This is a genomic window from Micromonospora sp. S4605 (assembly GCF_003176715.1).
Classification (GTDB): Bacteria; Actinomycetota; Actinomycetes; order Mycobacteriales; family Micromonosporaceae; genus Micromonospora; species Micromonospora echinaurantiaca.
Genome location: NZ_QGSW01000081.1, coordinates 43,540 through 57,715, shown reverse-complemented (window position 1 = coordinate 57,715; position 14,176 = coordinate 43,540). Strand labels below are relative to the sequence as shown.

The 14,176-nt window shown below is 69.3% G+C and carries 12 protein-coding genes and 3 pseudogenes; 10 read left to right on the top strand and 5 right to left on the bottom strand.

Annotated elements, in window-relative coordinates; genetic code table 11:
- Positions 1-97 precede the first annotated feature (97 nt).
- On the bottom strand, positions 98-370 hold the full coding sequence (locus DLJ47_RS04975) for an FAD-binding protein (RefSeq protein ID WP_109898915.1): 273 nt from the start codon (positions 368-370) through the stop codon (positions 98-100).
- Between the two features lie 146 nt (positions 371-516).
- On the opposite strand from DLJ47_RS04975, the gene DLJ47_RS36145 reads away from it, so the two are divergent.
- From DLJ47_RS36145 to DLJ47_RS04955, 4 genes are all read left to right on the top strand, one after another.
- Entirely contained in the window at positions 517-756 is a 240-nt protein-coding gene (locus DLJ47_RS36145) for an integrase core domain-containing protein (RefSeq protein ID WP_255562269.1), read from the top strand.
- Positions 757-1,337: 581 nt separating this feature from the next.
- Positions 1,338-2,369: an ISL3 family transposase gene (locus DLJ47_RS04965; RefSeq protein WP_158289779.1), complete on the top strand. Its 1,032-nt coding sequence runs from the start codon at positions 1,338-1,340 to the stop codon at positions 2,367-2,369.
- 125 nt (positions 2,370-2,494) lie between these two features.
- Positions 2,495-2,893: a transposase gene (locus tag DLJ47_RS04960; RefSeq protein ID WP_158289778.1), complete on the top strand. Its 399-nt coding sequence runs from the start codon at positions 2,495-2,497 to the stop codon at positions 2,891-2,893.
- A 254-nt stretch (positions 2,894-3,147) separates the two neighbouring features.
- A complete protein-coding gene (locus DLJ47_RS04955) occupies positions 3,148-4,770 on the top strand; it encodes a hypothetical protein (protein ID WP_109898912.1) in 1,623 nt (540 codons plus the stop codon).
- A 54-nt stretch (positions 4,771-4,824) separates the two neighbouring features.
- Here DLJ47_RS04955 and DLJ47_RS04950 read toward each other — a convergent pair whose 3' ends face one another.
- On the bottom strand, positions 4,825-5,229 hold the full coding sequence (locus DLJ47_RS04950; RefSeq protein WP_109898911.1) for a DUF7144 family membrane protein: 405 nt from the start codon (positions 5,227-5,229) through the stop codon (positions 4,825-4,827).
- Between the two features lie 479 nt (positions 5,230-5,708).
- Between DLJ47_RS04950 and DLJ47_RS04945 the strand changes: the two genes are divergently transcribed.
- The 5 genes and pseudogenes from DLJ47_RS04945 (at position 5,709) to DLJ47_RS04935 (ending at position 8,902) form a co-directional block, all read left to right on the top strand.
- Positions 5,709-6,665, top strand: coding sequence for a TerC family protein (locus tag DLJ47_RS04945; RefSeq protein WP_109898910.1), 957 nt, complete (start codon positions 5,709-5,711; stop codon positions 6,663-6,665).
- 132 nt (positions 6,666-6,797) lie between these two features.
- A pseudogene (locus tag DLJ47_RS37845) lies at positions 6,798-6,917 on the top strand (general stress protein); the annotation flags it as partial.
- Positions 6,918-6,988: 71 nt separating this feature from the next.
- A complete protein-coding gene (locus DLJ47_RS35620) occupies positions 6,989-7,144 on the top strand; it encodes a hypothetical protein (protein WP_158289777.1) in 156 nt (51 codons plus the stop codon).
- A gap of 26 nt (positions 7,145-7,170) precedes the next feature.
- Complete coding sequence (locus DLJ47_RS04940) at positions 7,171-8,304, top strand: baeRF3 domain-containing protein (RefSeq protein ID WP_146228027.1); 1,134 nt, start codon at positions 7,171-7,173, stop codon at positions 8,302-8,304.
- A 94-nt stretch (positions 8,305-8,398) separates the two neighbouring features.
- Positions 8,399-8,902, top strand: coding sequence for a hypothetical protein (locus tag DLJ47_RS04935; RefSeq protein ID WP_109898908.1), 504 nt, complete (start codon positions 8,399-8,401; stop codon positions 8,900-8,902).
- Between the two features lie 561 nt (positions 8,903-9,463).
- Here the strand turns inward: DLJ47_RS04935 and DLJ47_RS04930 are convergent.
- A pseudogene (locus DLJ47_RS04930) lies at positions 9,464-10,213 on the bottom strand (IS110 family transposase); the annotation flags it as partial.
- A 196-nt stretch (positions 10,214-10,409) separates the two neighbouring features.
- On the opposite strand from DLJ47_RS04930, the pseudogene DLJ47_RS04925 reads away from it, so the two are divergent.
- Positions 10,410-11,794 (top strand): annotated as a pseudogene (locus DLJ47_RS04925) (IS701 family transposase).
- A gap of 209 nt (positions 11,795-12,003) precedes the next feature.
- On the opposite strand, the gene DLJ47_RS04920 reads toward DLJ47_RS04925, so the two are convergent.
- Both DLJ47_RS04920 and DLJ47_RS04915 read right to left on the bottom strand, forming a co-directional pair.
- Positions 12,004-13,563 (bottom strand): recombinase family protein, encoded by a 1,560-nt coding sequence (locus DLJ47_RS04920; protein WP_109898907.1) that lies wholly within the window; start codon positions 13,561-13,563, stop codon positions 12,004-12,006.
- A 52-nt stretch (positions 13,564-13,615) separates the two neighbouring features.
- Positions 13,616-14,068 (bottom strand): SigE family RNA polymerase sigma factor, encoded by a 453-nt coding sequence (locus DLJ47_RS04915; protein WP_109898906.1) that lies wholly within the window; start codon positions 14,066-14,068, stop codon positions 13,616-13,618.
- Between the last annotated feature and the right edge of the window lie 108 nt (positions 14,069-14,176).

Sequence of the window (14,176 nt, the reverse complement as noted above, 5' to 3'; positions counted from 1 at the left end):
CCACCAGTGCGTATCCCGATAGGCGTTTCTCTAGGCGATCCTCGGCCCGACAGTCGACCACACGGCCCTGACCACGAGCTTCATCCGGTCAGGATCTCTAGACCAGACGAATTACGCGGAACGCAGGCCACGCGGTGGCGTGGTCGCCGTCGTTGGCAATCACCCCGGCGAGCCGGTCCAGGCTCAGCAGGATCCCGTCGGTACGCACCAGCGCACTGGACGAGTGCCCCGAACCGACCGGCCGGATCGGTGTCCCGCCATCCCGTGCCCGCAGGACGACGGCGCGTATCTCGTCCTCGTCGACGGGTTCGGCTAACTCAGCCGGCGTGAAACGCAAGCTGCCCGACCAGTTCACGAACGACCGTCCCACCCCGACCTCCTCTGATGCCGAACCGGACGTGTCGGCTTACCCACGGACATGCCGGGTAGTCACTCGCACGGTCGCGAGCGACTGGATCGGTTGAATCCTCCCAATACGTCAGCAGCGACTTCGCCAACGCCTGCCAACGGCACGGCATCCACCGCTCAATGGGACGGATCGGCTCGTCATACGACGCCCTGGCCGAGTCGTTCTTCGCCACCCTCAAACGAGAGTTGGACGTTGACCACCGCCACTGGACCACCGAACCCGACGCCCGCCGCGACGTGTTCCGGTGGATCGCCTTCTACAACCACCGCCGAGTGCGCCACGAGGCGCCGAATCACCGAGTGGAGGTGAGAGACCTTCACCGCCTGGCCGTCGCAGCGGCCGGGTGAAGCTGGGGGCAGCCTGAACCGGGGGACGCCGGGGAGGGTGGCAAGCAGCCCCGACAACGTCGGGACGGTTCGGCACTGCCAGACGGTGTTAGCCGTCACCGAAGGTGACGACGAGTTTGCTCTTGCCCGTCATTGATCTTGAGGATGTCTGTGGCGCAACTCAGAGGGATTGCGCTTCTTCATGCGCGTCATCACCGTGAGGACGTTCATGCAGGCAGCGGCCCTCCCGTGATCCTTGATGTGGACGGTTCAATCTGGGGTGGGGCAGTTTCGTTGATCATGTCCGGCGTGTTCGCTTGTGGAGCAGCTACTGCCGCACCTGTCGGTCCGTCGATCGAGGCTGTTGAGCAGCGTGCCGGCGTGATGGTGCTGTCGGGTCGGGCTCGGGCCGCGACTGCGCGGTGCGGCCGTTGCCAGCAGCGGTCGGGCAGGGTTCATGGGCGTTGTCAACGGCCAGCTGGATCTGGCTCTGGCACGAAGTTCGTGAATGGGGGCGACCCGGCGTCCCGGGCGGCGTCCGATGTGGATGATCATGTTTCGCGTGTGACGATTATGGTATTGAGGCTCTGCTGCCTCATCTGGTGGCGTTGACGATCGTGCGAGTCTGCGCCGAGGGGCGATCGGTTCGGCTGGATATTGATGTTGCGGTCGGTGACGGGGGATGCCCGGCATGTGGGTGCAGGTCGGCGCGAGTGCACAGTCGGTACCGGCGGACGCTGGCGGACCCGGCGATCGGTGGCAGGCAGACGTTGCTACGGGTGCGTATCCGGCGGTTCTTTTGCGACAACACCGCCTGTCGCCGGCGGACGTTCGCAGAGCAGGTGCCGGGTCTGACCACACCGTATGCCCGCCGGACCCCGCTGCTGCGCGGCATCCTGGAGAAGATCGCCCTGGCTCTGGGCGACCGGCCGGGTGCACGGATGACGCGCCTGCTGGCCGTCGAGGTGTCCCGCACAACCCTGTTACGGCTGGTCCGGGCGCCGCCGGCGCCCGAGGTCGAAGCGGTCGCGGTGCTCGGCGTCGACGATTTCGCGTTCCGCAAGGGTCGTGACTACGGCAGCATCATCGTTGACATGCACACCGGCAGGCCCGTCGACCTGCTGGCCGACCGCCGCGCCGACAGCTTCGCCGACTGGCTGCGCGCCCACTCGGGGACCGAGGTGGTCTGCCGCGACCGGGCCAGCGGCTACGCCGAAGGCGCCAGGCTGGGCGCGCCGGACGCGATCCAGGTCGCCGACCGGTTCCACCTACTCTATAACCTCACTCAAGCGGTCGACCGGGTCGTCCGCGCCCACCGCAGGTGCCTCAAGGACCGGCCCGAAGCCGAAGCCGTCGCGCAACCGCGCCCGTCAACAAATGGTGAGCAGGGCCGTCGCGCCGAGGTGACCCGGCAACGGTACGCCGAGATCCACGCCCTGCACGTCAAGGGCATCGGCACCACCGCGATCAGCACCACGTTGAACCTCGACGGCATGAGCGTGCGCCGCTACCTCCGCGCGGCGACCGCCGACGAACTACTCACCGAGACCATCCCCGAGCCCGTGAACTCGACGAACACCTCCCTTACCTCGCTGAACGCTGGGAGCAGGGCTGCACCAACGCGGCCCGGCTGACCACGGAACTACGCGACCGCGGCTACCGGGGCAGCCAACGGTCCGTCCGGCGGCTGCTGCACACCTGGCGCGACGGCACGATCAAGCCGGCCGCCATGACGGCGGTCGCACCCAAGCCTCGGGAAGTGACCAGTTGGATCATCCGGCCTGCCGTCGAGCGGACCGAGCGTGAACAGGCTGACCTGGCTCGCATCCTGCAGCGATGTGACAGCCTACGCATCGTCGACCGCCTGGTCAGCGACTTCGCCGGCATGCTGCGCCAACGCCAGGGCCGGCACCTGGACACCTGGATCAACCAGGCCCAGGCCAGCGGAGTCGCACAACTCGCCGGCTTCGCCGCCGGCCTACTCAAGGACTACGAAGCTGTCCGCAACGGGCTCACCCTGCCCTGGAGCAGCGGCGCGGTCGAAGGCAACGTCTGCATACTGAAAGCGATCATGAGGCAGATGTACGGCGAGCGAACTTCGACCTCCTCCTCCGCCGCGTCATCCTCGCCGAGTAACCACCAGGCCCCCAAAGACTGATCACGAACTTCGTGCCAGAGCCAGGTGGCTGGATAGGTCGCGTGGCGGCACGCGGTTGCGTCGACGGTCAGTCGACTGCAGTTGGGGCGAGGTGAGCGAGTACGGTGCAGTCACCGCCGAAGGTATCCGGGCGATTACAGGCTCCAGCGTCGAGGGTCCGGGCGGTTGGGCCGATCCGGGCCCCAACCGACCTGTTCTGAGCGATGCTTCAGAGGGGCCGACTGTTGTGAGTGCGGGAGGCGGGCGTGGCATCGATGGGGGGTCGACTGGCGGCGTTGCTCGCGCTGGCGGCGGTGCCGGCCATGGCGGAGGCCGTGGCGCTGGTGGCCATCGGTTTCAAGGCGGCGGAAGGGTTGGCGCCTCAGGCGACCGCCGTCTGGCCGTATGACTCCTACCACGACCTGCGGTGGCTGTTCGTCTACCACAACTCGTGGCCAATGTTCCTCCTCGGGTTGCTGTCCGCGATAGTGGTCCGGGGCGTGCTCTCCGCCGGGCTGACCGCGCTCGCCTGGCCGGACGACGTGCCTCGCCCCTCGCTGCGCTGGTTGGCTGTGCGCAACATCGAGGTCGCCGCGCTCGCCGCGGTCATCATCTCGCCCTGGGCGGCGATCGCCGTGGCGTTTTCGGCAGTCGCGCTCTCCTGGTACCTGCTCGCCTCTGTGGTGCCGATGCTACTGCTGGCGCCGTTCCTGCAACGGGCTGGCGTGGTCGCCCGTTGGTGGCGAGGGCTGCCCTCGGTCGAACTGCTCGGCTGGTCGCTGCTCAATTTCGTGGTGCTGACCGTGGCCGGAGCGCTGATCGCCAGCCTTCCCGGCTGGGCCGTAGTGGTGGTGGCCGGCCTCGCCGGTGCGGGCAATGGGCTGCTCTGGCAGCGGACGGTCCACGCCGCGTTGCGGCCCCGCCGGCTTCGCTGGGCCCGCGTCCCCGTTGCGCCGCTGGCTGTCGTGGTCGTCATGGCCAGCGCGGTGGCGGCCCAGTCCCTGTTCGGGATCGCCGCCGGTAGGCGGACCGACTGGCATCCGCCCTTCGCCGCCGGACAGATACCTGACCGGGTGCCGCACGCGATCCTTCTCATCGCCGGGCACGACTCGAGCTGGGACGGGCGGCCTCCGGAAAGCTTGAGAGTAGAGCGTTTCTCCTACCGTGGCCTGGATGACCGGCAGCGCCCCCTGCCCTACGGCCCGTCGGCCACCCACCGGTCGCTGGACTCCAGCGCGGCACTGCTCGCGACCCAGGTGGACCTGCTGCACCGGCGGACCGGGCGGCCGATCGCGCTGCTCGGGGAGAGTGAGGGCGCGATGGTGGTGCGCACCTATGTGGAGAAGTGGCCGAACGGGCCAGTCGAGGCGGCGATGATGTTCAGCCCGCTGGTCGGGCCGGGAAGAACTTACTACCCGCCACCCGGGCACTCGGGGTGGGGGGTGGCGGTCGGGTGGCAACTGCGGGGGATCTCCGCGCTGGCCAACCTGCCGAAGGAGGTGAAGAACAGCCCGGACGAGCCGTTCATTCGATCAATGCTGGCCAACGCACCGTTCTACCGCAACCGAACGCTCTGTCCGGTGGCCGGAGTACGCATGATCGCTTTCCTTCCCACCGTGAGCGCCGCCGAGGCCCCACCGGGGGAGTACTCCCGAATCCCGGTTTTCCAGATGCCTGCCCTCCACGGTGGTGTGCTTAGTCAGCGCGTGGTCAAGCACCGGGTCGTCGACTTCCTGACCGGCGATGAGACCACCCGACCACGGGAGGAGTACGGCCTGCTCCAGCGAATGGGTGCGGCGTGGCAGCCGCCCCCGCTGGCGTTGTCGCTGAACCCGATGTGGGCGGCCAACCGGGAGGCTGACCCCGCGTTCACCGGGAGAATCTGCGAGGTGCGCTGACGACATCGTGCGCGAGGAGTCCCTGCGATGCTGACGTGGACGCCGACTGGGTACTCAGCCAGTCCGCGCGTACACGTACAGCAGCCGAAGAGCAACGGCGTTGAGTCCGATCGCCAGGGTCTCCACCCACGGCACGAAGGGAAAGGCGACGAGATCGGCGGCGATCGCGATCGCCGCAGCCACCATGCCGGTGAGCACCGCTCGGCGGTGGCCCGTGACGACGAACAGCGCGGCGAGCACGGTCGCCGCGGCGATGCCCGCGTGCAGCCACGCCCACCCAGTGACATCGATCCGGGAGATGCCCTCTTGGGTGATCACTATGAAGACCTCGCGGGTGCTACCTACGGCACCCGCCAGGTCGAGCAGGCCTGCGCCGGCCAGCAACCCAGCGGCGAGGAGCGGCCCGCGCAAACCTGCGAACGCCGCCTGGACGCCGCCGGTCCCCCGCGGAGTGCTCATGTCTTCATGCTAGGCGGATAGCGGCGGCACCGTGGGGCATTCAGCCACGCGCGCAGTGGAGCGCGCCTCCTCGTCAGCGACGGTGAGGCCTTCGGGGGCGATTGGTGGCAGCCTGTCGACATATCCCGGATGAAACTGATCGGGTTGTGATAAAAGTATCTAATTGCAGCATGAGGGTGATTCGGGCGCGTGTGCCCCCATCGGAGCATTTGGTCTGGCCGCTGTGGTGCATGCCGCGTGGATGAGCATGTGAGTGGTCCGACGGGTTCCCCGTCGCACTTGACATGCGAATCAGGATTCGTGAATAATGATGCTTAGTTCGAGGGGGAGTACCCACCCGACGGACGCGCCGGCCGTCAGTACGGGCCCAGCGGGGTCCCGGCCACGCGGGGCCGCCGACCCAGGCGGCCCGGGGAGACCTTCGCCCCGCACGTCGGCGCACCCGACGCCGGCCCGGTCGAGAGGCAGGGACACTCCCGATGTCCGTTCCGTGGTGGGCCTGGCTGGCCCTGACCGTGGCGATCGCCGTCATGCTGGCGGTCGACCTGTTCCTGCACCGCGACAATCACGTCATCGGTTTCCGTGAGGCCGTGATCTGGTCGGCGGTGTGGATCGCCGCTGGCTTGGCCTTCGGGGTGCTGCTGTGGGTGTGGCAGGGCGACGAGGCGGCCGGCGCCTACTACGCCGGCTACCTCATCGAGAAGGCGCTGTCGGTCGACAACGTCTTCGTCTTCGCGCTGATCTTCACCTATTTCGCGGTCCCGGCCGCGTACCAGCACAAGGTGCTGTTCTGGGGAGTCATCGGCGCGCTGGTGTTCCGCCTCGTGTTCATCTTCGTCGGCGCGGAACTGCTCGAGACGTTCTTCTGGACCGCGTACGTGTTCGGTGTCTTCCTCATCTACACCGGTTGGAAGATGGCCTTCAAGCACGACGCCGAGATGCACCCCGACCGCAACATCATCGTCCGCCTCGTGCGGCGGATCATCCCCACCGACGCCCGCTACCACGGCGACAAATTCTTCACCCGCATGGACGGCAAACGTGCCGCCACCCTGCTGTTCGTCGTCCTGATCGCGGTCGAGGCCACCGACCTGATCTTCGCCATCGACTCCGTCGCCGCGATCCTGGCCATCACCACCAGCACCTTCATCGTCTGGACGGCCAACGCGTTCGCTGTGCTCGGCCTGCGCAGTCTCTACTTCTGCCTGGCCGGCCTGCTGCGCCGCTTCGTGCATCTTCACTACGGCCTGGCGTTCCTGCTCGCCTTCGCCGGCGTCAAGCTCATCCTCTCCGAGACCCCGGTCGGGAAGCTGCCCATCCCGGTCACCTTGGGCGTCATCATCGCCACCCTCGCGGTTTCCATCGGCTGGAGCCTCGCGGCCACCCGCAGCCGGCCCGTGCCCACCGACGACTCGCGCACTCCCCCCCGCCACTGACCGTGGAGCCCAACATGACGCAGCTGCCTGGTCCTGCCGACGCGGACGCCACCGCCCGGTCGCCGTTGCCGCCTATCCCACCTACGCCGCCGCGCAGTAAGCTGTCGATCACCTGCCCGACCAGGGCTTCCGGTGCAGCACGACACCATCGTCGAATCGGACCTGCGGCTGGTCGAAGCTGTCCTGCGCCGGATGACCACCCCGCGCGCCGCGTTCGCCGACGCGGCCAGCGGCGCCTGGCTCGGCGTGCTCATCGCTCTGTTGTCGATTTCACGCCGCAGGCGTGGTGGCTGGTCCTGCCGGCCACCACCGCAGCCGGCGCGGTGTGGGGTGCCGCCGCGGGCGGTCTCGCCCACGTCGCCACCCGTGGCCGTCGCGACGTCACCTCGACCCGCCGCCTCGCCCCTGCCAGCTACGACGTCACCGCAGAGAACGCCGCCCGCCGGCTGCTCATGCAGCTGGCCTGGCGACACCCGTGACGCCACGAGAACCCAAGGAACATGCCATGACATTCCGTGCCCGACCTGTCCGATGCCCGCAGCCCACTACCGTCCCGTCCGCCGGCCAGGTCACCGCCCTGCAGGCCGTGCGCGAGTATCCGGCGATCTCGCTGCTGTTGACCACCACGCCGTCCGCCGTCCTCGCGCATGCCGACGCGCTACGCCTGGATACCCTGGCCGAGCAGGCCGCCTCCCGCGTCCCCGCCGAGCTGCAGCCCGCGGCGGCTCCCGCTGTCCGCCGACTGCACGACCTGGTATGCCGGGCCCGCGGCGGCCCTGCCGGTCACGCGCTGGCCGTCTTCGCCAGCGCCGGCACCGGTGCGCTGATCCGGCTTCCCCTGCCGGTGCGTGACCGGGCCGTCGTTGATCCCACCTTCGCCACCCGCGACCTCGTGCGTGCCCTGCACCGCACTCCACGGCACCTGGTCCTCGCCCTCAACGCGCGACAGGCCCGGCTGTTCAACGGCGTCGCCGACAGCCTGCTGCCCGCCCTCACCCCCGCCTTCCCGCTGCAAGCCGACCGGCCAGCGGGTGACCGCAGCGGGCGGGCCGACCGGACCCGACGGTCGGCAGCCGGCAGCTCGGGGCCGGATGTCGGGTTCCTCCGCCGGGTCGACCAGGTCCTCGGCGCGTACGCACGGCTGCATCCCGCGCCGCTGGTCATCGTCGGCGACGAAAGCGTCACCACCGCGTTCCGGCAGATGTCGGTCAACTGCGCTCGCCTCGCCGGCGTCGTCCGCGGCAACCTCGTCACCAGCGCCCTGCCCGACCTCTCGGCACGGATCCGCCACACCCTCGACGCTTACCTGCACCAGCGGGAAGCCGAAGCGCTCGCCCTCATCGACCGGCGTGCCGGAGCCGACCGGGTCGCCTCCGGCATGCCCGCCGCCTGGCTGGCCGCCCGTACCGGTCGCCCCGAGATGCTCGCCGTCGACGAGACGCTGTTCTACCCCGCCCGCCTCAGCGACGACGGCGACACCCTCACCCCCGCCACCGACGCCGAACACCCCGCCGTCATCGACGACGCCGTCGACGAACTCATCGAACTCGTCCTGCTGCGCGACGGCTGGGTTGCCCTCACCTCCCCCGGCGCTCTCCACCAGCACGGCGGCGTCGCACTGGCCCTCAGACGACGATGACTCCACCGCCGACGCCCGATCGACCTGTGGCGGGGCCAGCGCGCCGTGCCGGCCCCGCCACACCTGTCGACTGCTACCAGGAAGGATCCCGACGATGGCCAGCGTCTCCCCCAGCGACATCCGCATCTACCAGATCGACGGGCGACACCCCGGCCGCGGCCATGTGCTGCTCATCCTGACCGACGGCCCCACCGACCTCGCCGCCGCCGCCGTCGCGGCAGCCCGGGCCCGAGACGCCGGCGTGCTGCTGTACACGGCCGCAGCCGTTGCCAGCCCCGGCTTCAGCATCAACGCGCTGCTGCATCGCGCCCGCGCCCATCGACAGGACGCCGACGCGGCAGGCATCACCGCCCGCGTCGCCCCAGCGCTACGCGCCGCTGGCGTCGGCCACTTCATGAACTCCGCCGCGTTGCGCCTGCCACATGGCTCCCGGCACAGGGGAGACCTGCCCGGCGTCGTAATCAGCAGACTCGCTCGCAACCTCGACGCAGCCCTTGTGATCACCACTCTGCCGATACGGGAACCACTCCACGGACTCGCACCGGCAACATCCGGCGAGGCGGCGCCCGATGCCGGGGGCATGGCGCCCAGCACGTGACGTTGACCCCACCACCGGTCAAACTCGAGGCATCAACCGATCGCCAGTGCACACGCGCCCGCCGCCTCAACAAGGGCGGGTATCCGCGCCGGCACCGGTGGTCGGGGGGCTGTCTCGCTAACGGCACCTCTCTGTGTCATCCATGAAGGAGCGGGGCCGGTCATCCATGAAGGAGCGGGGCCGGTCAAGGCTGGGGTTTGACCTGCTGACGTTGATTTTTCCGGTTCCGGCAATGGGTTTCGGGCAGGCGTGTGTGCGGTGCCGGGTCAACGGCTGGGCCGTAGGCCCACCCCGCAGGGGCTTGGCCTTGACGCCGGCGCCGTGCGCGCCATGCTCGTGATGCCGGAAGGCGTTGTGGGTGGTCGCGTCACCAGGTTCCGACCAGATGTCGGAAGGGCAGGCCGGGTTCGGCTGCCGGTCATCCATTCGCCCCGCGGGGAATCGGGGGGCATGGTGATGTGCGGCCGTGACCGGACGGGGTCAATCAAGCGGGCGGCCTCGCCGTCGGCCGACGGGGGTCAGACACAGAACGAGCTCGCGTCCGGTCACGTCCGAACCTGCTCACGCCGCCGCCCGGTCCGGTGCGAGGGCGCGGATGTGCCCGTCGCGCAGGCCGTAGTAGACGAGGGTGAGCAGCTTGCGGGCCACCGCGACGGTGGCGATGTTGCGTCCGCGTCGCTCGGCGATGGCCGCCCGTCGGGAGACCAGCCAGCCGGCGCGGTGCGGGACGCTGTGGGCGGCCTCGACCGCGGCCCACCGCACCAGGGTGGAGCCTTGTTTGGTGATCCGTCCCCGGTTCACGACAAGGTCGGACTCGCGGTGCCGCGGGGTCAGCCCGGCCCACGAGGTCAGCTGCGCCGGGCCGGGGAACCGGTCGACCTCGCCGATCTCGGCGACGAACACCGCCCCCAGGACCGGGCCGACCCCGGGGATGGCCTGGATCGCGGTGTAGCCGGGGTGCCCGGCGAGTCTGGCCCGGATCGGTCCGGCGACCGCGTCGATCTCGAAATCGACTGCGTCGATCAGCCGGCACAGCGAGGACACCCGACCCCGGTAGGCGCCGTCCAGCGGTGCCCGGGCGAGCAGTTCCCGCCCACCAACGCCGAACAGATCGGACACCGGGATGTGCACGCCCTGTTTGGCCAACACTGCGTGCACGGATGCCTTCAACCCGCTGCGCCAGGCGACCAGCTTGGCCCGATACCGCACCAACTCCCGCAACTCGCGCACCGCCGGCGGGGCCGCATATGCCTCCGGCAGCCTGCCCATGCGCAGCAGATCCGCCAGGTCGGCGGCGTCACCGGCGTCGTTCTTGACCCGCCGGTAGGCGAAACCCCTTCACCCCCAACGGATGCGCCAAATGCGCCCGGGTGTCGGGGTACTCGTTGGAGTGCAGCCCACTACCAGCGCAGACAGGCCAAGTGACGTTGAAGTACTAATAGTGCTTTGTTAGGTCGTTGTGGCGTGTCGCTTGTACGGGGATCGTGGCGGTGTTTGGCTGCGGTGCGTGGATCAGCGGGATCTCGCTCGGGTGCGCGGGCAGTTGGAGGACTTCGCGGCGGGGATCTTCGCGGGGTTGCGGCGCTCGGACCAGCGGGCGACCGGTCTGCGGTATCTGCGTGGGCTGATGCTGGACGGCCGGCGTAAGTCGATGCAGCCGATGGCCGAGCGGCTCGGGGTCGATCACCAACAGTTGCAGCAGTTCCTGACCTCGTCCACCTGGGATGTCGTCGGTGTGCGACGACGGCTGGCGACGGCTGCGGTCGACCTGGTGGCGCCGCAGGTGTGGGTGGTGGACGACACCGGATTTCCCAAGGACGGCAAAGCCTCGGCGTGCGTGGCCCGGCAGTACTCCGGCACGCTCGGCAAGGTCGCCAACTGCCAGATCGCGGTCAGCGTCCACGCGGCGACCGACGCCGCCTCGGCGGTGCTGAACTGGCGACTGTTCGTGCCGGAGTCCTGGGACGACACGTGCGTGCCCGGCCCGGACGGCAAGCCCGCGAACGCGCACGCCCGCAGGCTGCGCCAGCAGCCGGTCACCCTCGACCAGGCCGGGGCGAAGAAACCACACACCCGTGTGCAGCTGCCGCCTGCCGAGCAGATCGACCAGATCCGCCGGCGGCGGGCGGCGTCGAAGGTGCCCGACGCCGAGCGGTACCGGCCGAAGTGGCTGATGGCCCTGGAGATGCTCGACGAACTGGCCGCATGGGGGCTGCGTCCGCCGCTGTTGACCGCCGACGCCGGCTACGGCCAGGTCGCCGAGTTTCGTCAGGGCCTGACCGAACGCGGCATCAGCTACATCGTGGCGACCACCTCGTCCACCACCGCGCAACCCGGCGACGCCCAACCGGTCGAGATCCCCTACGCCGGCGTTGGCAAACACCCCACACCGCGCTACCCCCACCCTGCCCGCAGCCTGAAGGACCTGGCCCTCGCCCACGGCGCCGACGCGACGCGCCTGGGGCGCTGGCGAGCCCGGCTACCCACACCCGACCGCGCCCCGGACCGCCCCGGTGACCTGTCCGGGCACTTCTTCGCGCTGCGGGTACGTCCCGCCGGCCGGGTGATCCAACGCGGACCGCACCGCCGTGAGGACGGTGTCCTACCCGAATGCTGGCTGCTGTGCAGTGGCCTCCCGACCAGGACGAACCCAGCGACTACTAGCTGTCCGACCTGCCCGCCGACACACCACTTGCCGAACTGGTCCGCCTGGCCAAAAGCCGCTGGCGCGTCGAGCACGACTACCGCGAACTCAAGACCGCCCTCGGGCTTGACCACTTCGAAGGCCGCTCCTGGATCGGCTGGCACCGCCACGTCACCCTCGCCACGGCCGCTCAACTGTTCCTCACCCAACTGCGGCTGACCCGCCCAAAAGCAGTGGGGCAGACCTGAGCCTCTACGCCGTCCTGCGGCAACTGCAGTACTTACTCGCAACCTGGCTCGGGTTCTGCCCTCTCTGCCGCCAACTCGTCCCAACCTAACAAAGCACTACTAACTCCTGCGGCCCGCTGCGTCGGTTCCGCTCGGTAGGGCACGTGGCACCTGGCACGCCATGCCATGACGGCGGCGCCGAGACAACAGTCCGACGCCGCCGTGCACGATCAGGCCGCTTGGTCCTGTGGGCCGAACTTCCACCTCCAGTCGAGTCGGTGCCGGCCGAACGCGCGGCGTTCGCCCTTGAACCCGGCGCGGAGGAGTTTGATGTCGGCGACCAGGCGGATGATCTCCCGCTTGACCGGGATGTCGTCGGCGAGTTCCTGCCACGCCTCCACCGCCTGATCCCCGATCCGTCCGCGCAGCACAGCGGGGATCCCGGCGTCGGCGGCGCGTTGCTCGTGCTCCGCGATCTGCGCCAGCAGGCCCTTCTCGGCCCGGGCGTAGGCGATCGCGGTGACCTCGCCCTCCTCACCCAGCTTGCGCCAATCCTCCAACTCCCCGCGCAGCCGTTGCGCCTCCGCCCGCGCGTGCGCCACTTCCTCGTCGCTGGCGCTGGCGGCGGTGAGGATGTCGTAGACGTCGGGGCGCGACAGCCACGCCACCACCGTGCGCTGCACGTACTCGTCGAGGAACTCGGCCTTCACCGCCGTGCACCGCTTGTGCAGGCAGGAGTACACCTGCCCGGTCCAGCCGTGCCGGTTGAGCCGCTGCGACGACAACGGCCCGTCGCACACCCCGCAGCGCACGATGTACGACAGCAGATGCACCGCCCGCGCCGGGCGGGTGGTGGTGCGGGACGGGTCGCCCAGCATCCGCACGACCGACCAGTACGTCTCCTCGCTCACCAGGGCTGGCCAGATGCCGTCGCCGACGATCTCCCCGCGCAGTACCCGCTTGCCGATGTAGGCCGGGTTCATCAGCTGCTTGCGCAGGATCCCCCGCCGCCAGATCCCGCCCTGGGAGGCGGGGATCCCGAGCCGGTTGAGTTCGGCCTCGCGGACGGTGAGGGGCATGCCTTCGGAGATCTTGCGGAAGTTGTCCCGCACCACCTGCGCGTGCGAGTACTCGGTGATGGTGCCGTCGGCGGCCACCGCTGTGCGGACCTCGGTGTCGGGCTCCTGGCGTAGCAGGGCCTTGGTGCGTTGGTCGTAGATCCGCCGGTATCCGTAGGTGATCTTTCCGTGCGGGCGGCCGGCTTCGGCGGCGCCGACGATGCCGCGCAGCACGTTGTCGCGGATGGAGTCGGCCAGCCATTCGGCTTGCACGGCCTGGAAGCCGAGCATCATCCGGTCGTTCTTGTCCCGCAGGTCATACAGCACCCCGCCGACGAGCCAGAAGTACAGGCCGACCTCGTGGCACATGTCGCGGATCTTCACGTACACGGCGAGGTCGCGTTCCTTGCGGGAGATCTCCCAGATCACCAGCACGTCCCCCTTGCCCGCCCGGATCTGCTCGATCAACAGCTCGAAGCTCTCCCGGCCCTTCGTCGCATGCCGGCTCGCCGAGCGGTGGTTGTCGGTGAACGATCCCGCGTCCGTCCAGGACCGCTTCGTGATCTCCGCCAGGTTGAGCACGCCCTGGTCGTGGACGCTCTTGCCCTGCTCCTTCTTGTCCTGACTCGCGCGTTGATACCGCAACGCCCGCACATCCGCGCCACCGGCCAGCAGCGCGTCCTTGCTGTCGAACCGGCCCCGGTTCCTCGACCGGGCCTTCCGCCGTACCATCAGAACCGTCCCCCTAGATCGACGTTCGTGTCGGCAATATCGACCCTAGCTTCTAACGATTCTTGACAGTGCCGACGGTGACGCCGAGCAGCTCGGCGGCCTCGGCTTCGCTGCGGTCCTCGAAGAAGCGCAGGACCAGCACCGCGCGCTGCTTGGCGGAGAGCCTGGCCAGCGCGGCCCGCAGGGTGAGCCGCAGCGTGGTCTGGCTCGCGTGGTCGGAAGCCGAGTCGCCTCCGCGTGGTTCGGGCAGCTCGCCCGTCATCGACTCGGGAACCCGACGGCGTCGCCACCAGGACACTTGCAGGTGATACATGATCTTGCGGGTGTACGCCTCGGCGTTGCCGCTGTCGTGCAGCCGGTTCCACGACCGGTGGGCCCGGGCCAGCGCCGACTGGACGAGGTCTTCGGCGAGGTGCTGGTCCCCGGTCAGCAGGTACGCCGACCGGAGCAGGGCGGGTGTCCGGGTCCGGACGAACGAGTCGAACTCACTCAGTGCAGGGTCCACACGAGCCGATCCTTGGGGTAGTCGTTGACGACTTCCCAGACGTCGTCTCGGGGTCCCCGGGTTGCCGCCCGGGCAGCCGATTGCGGGGTCAGTCTCGACGCCGCCCGC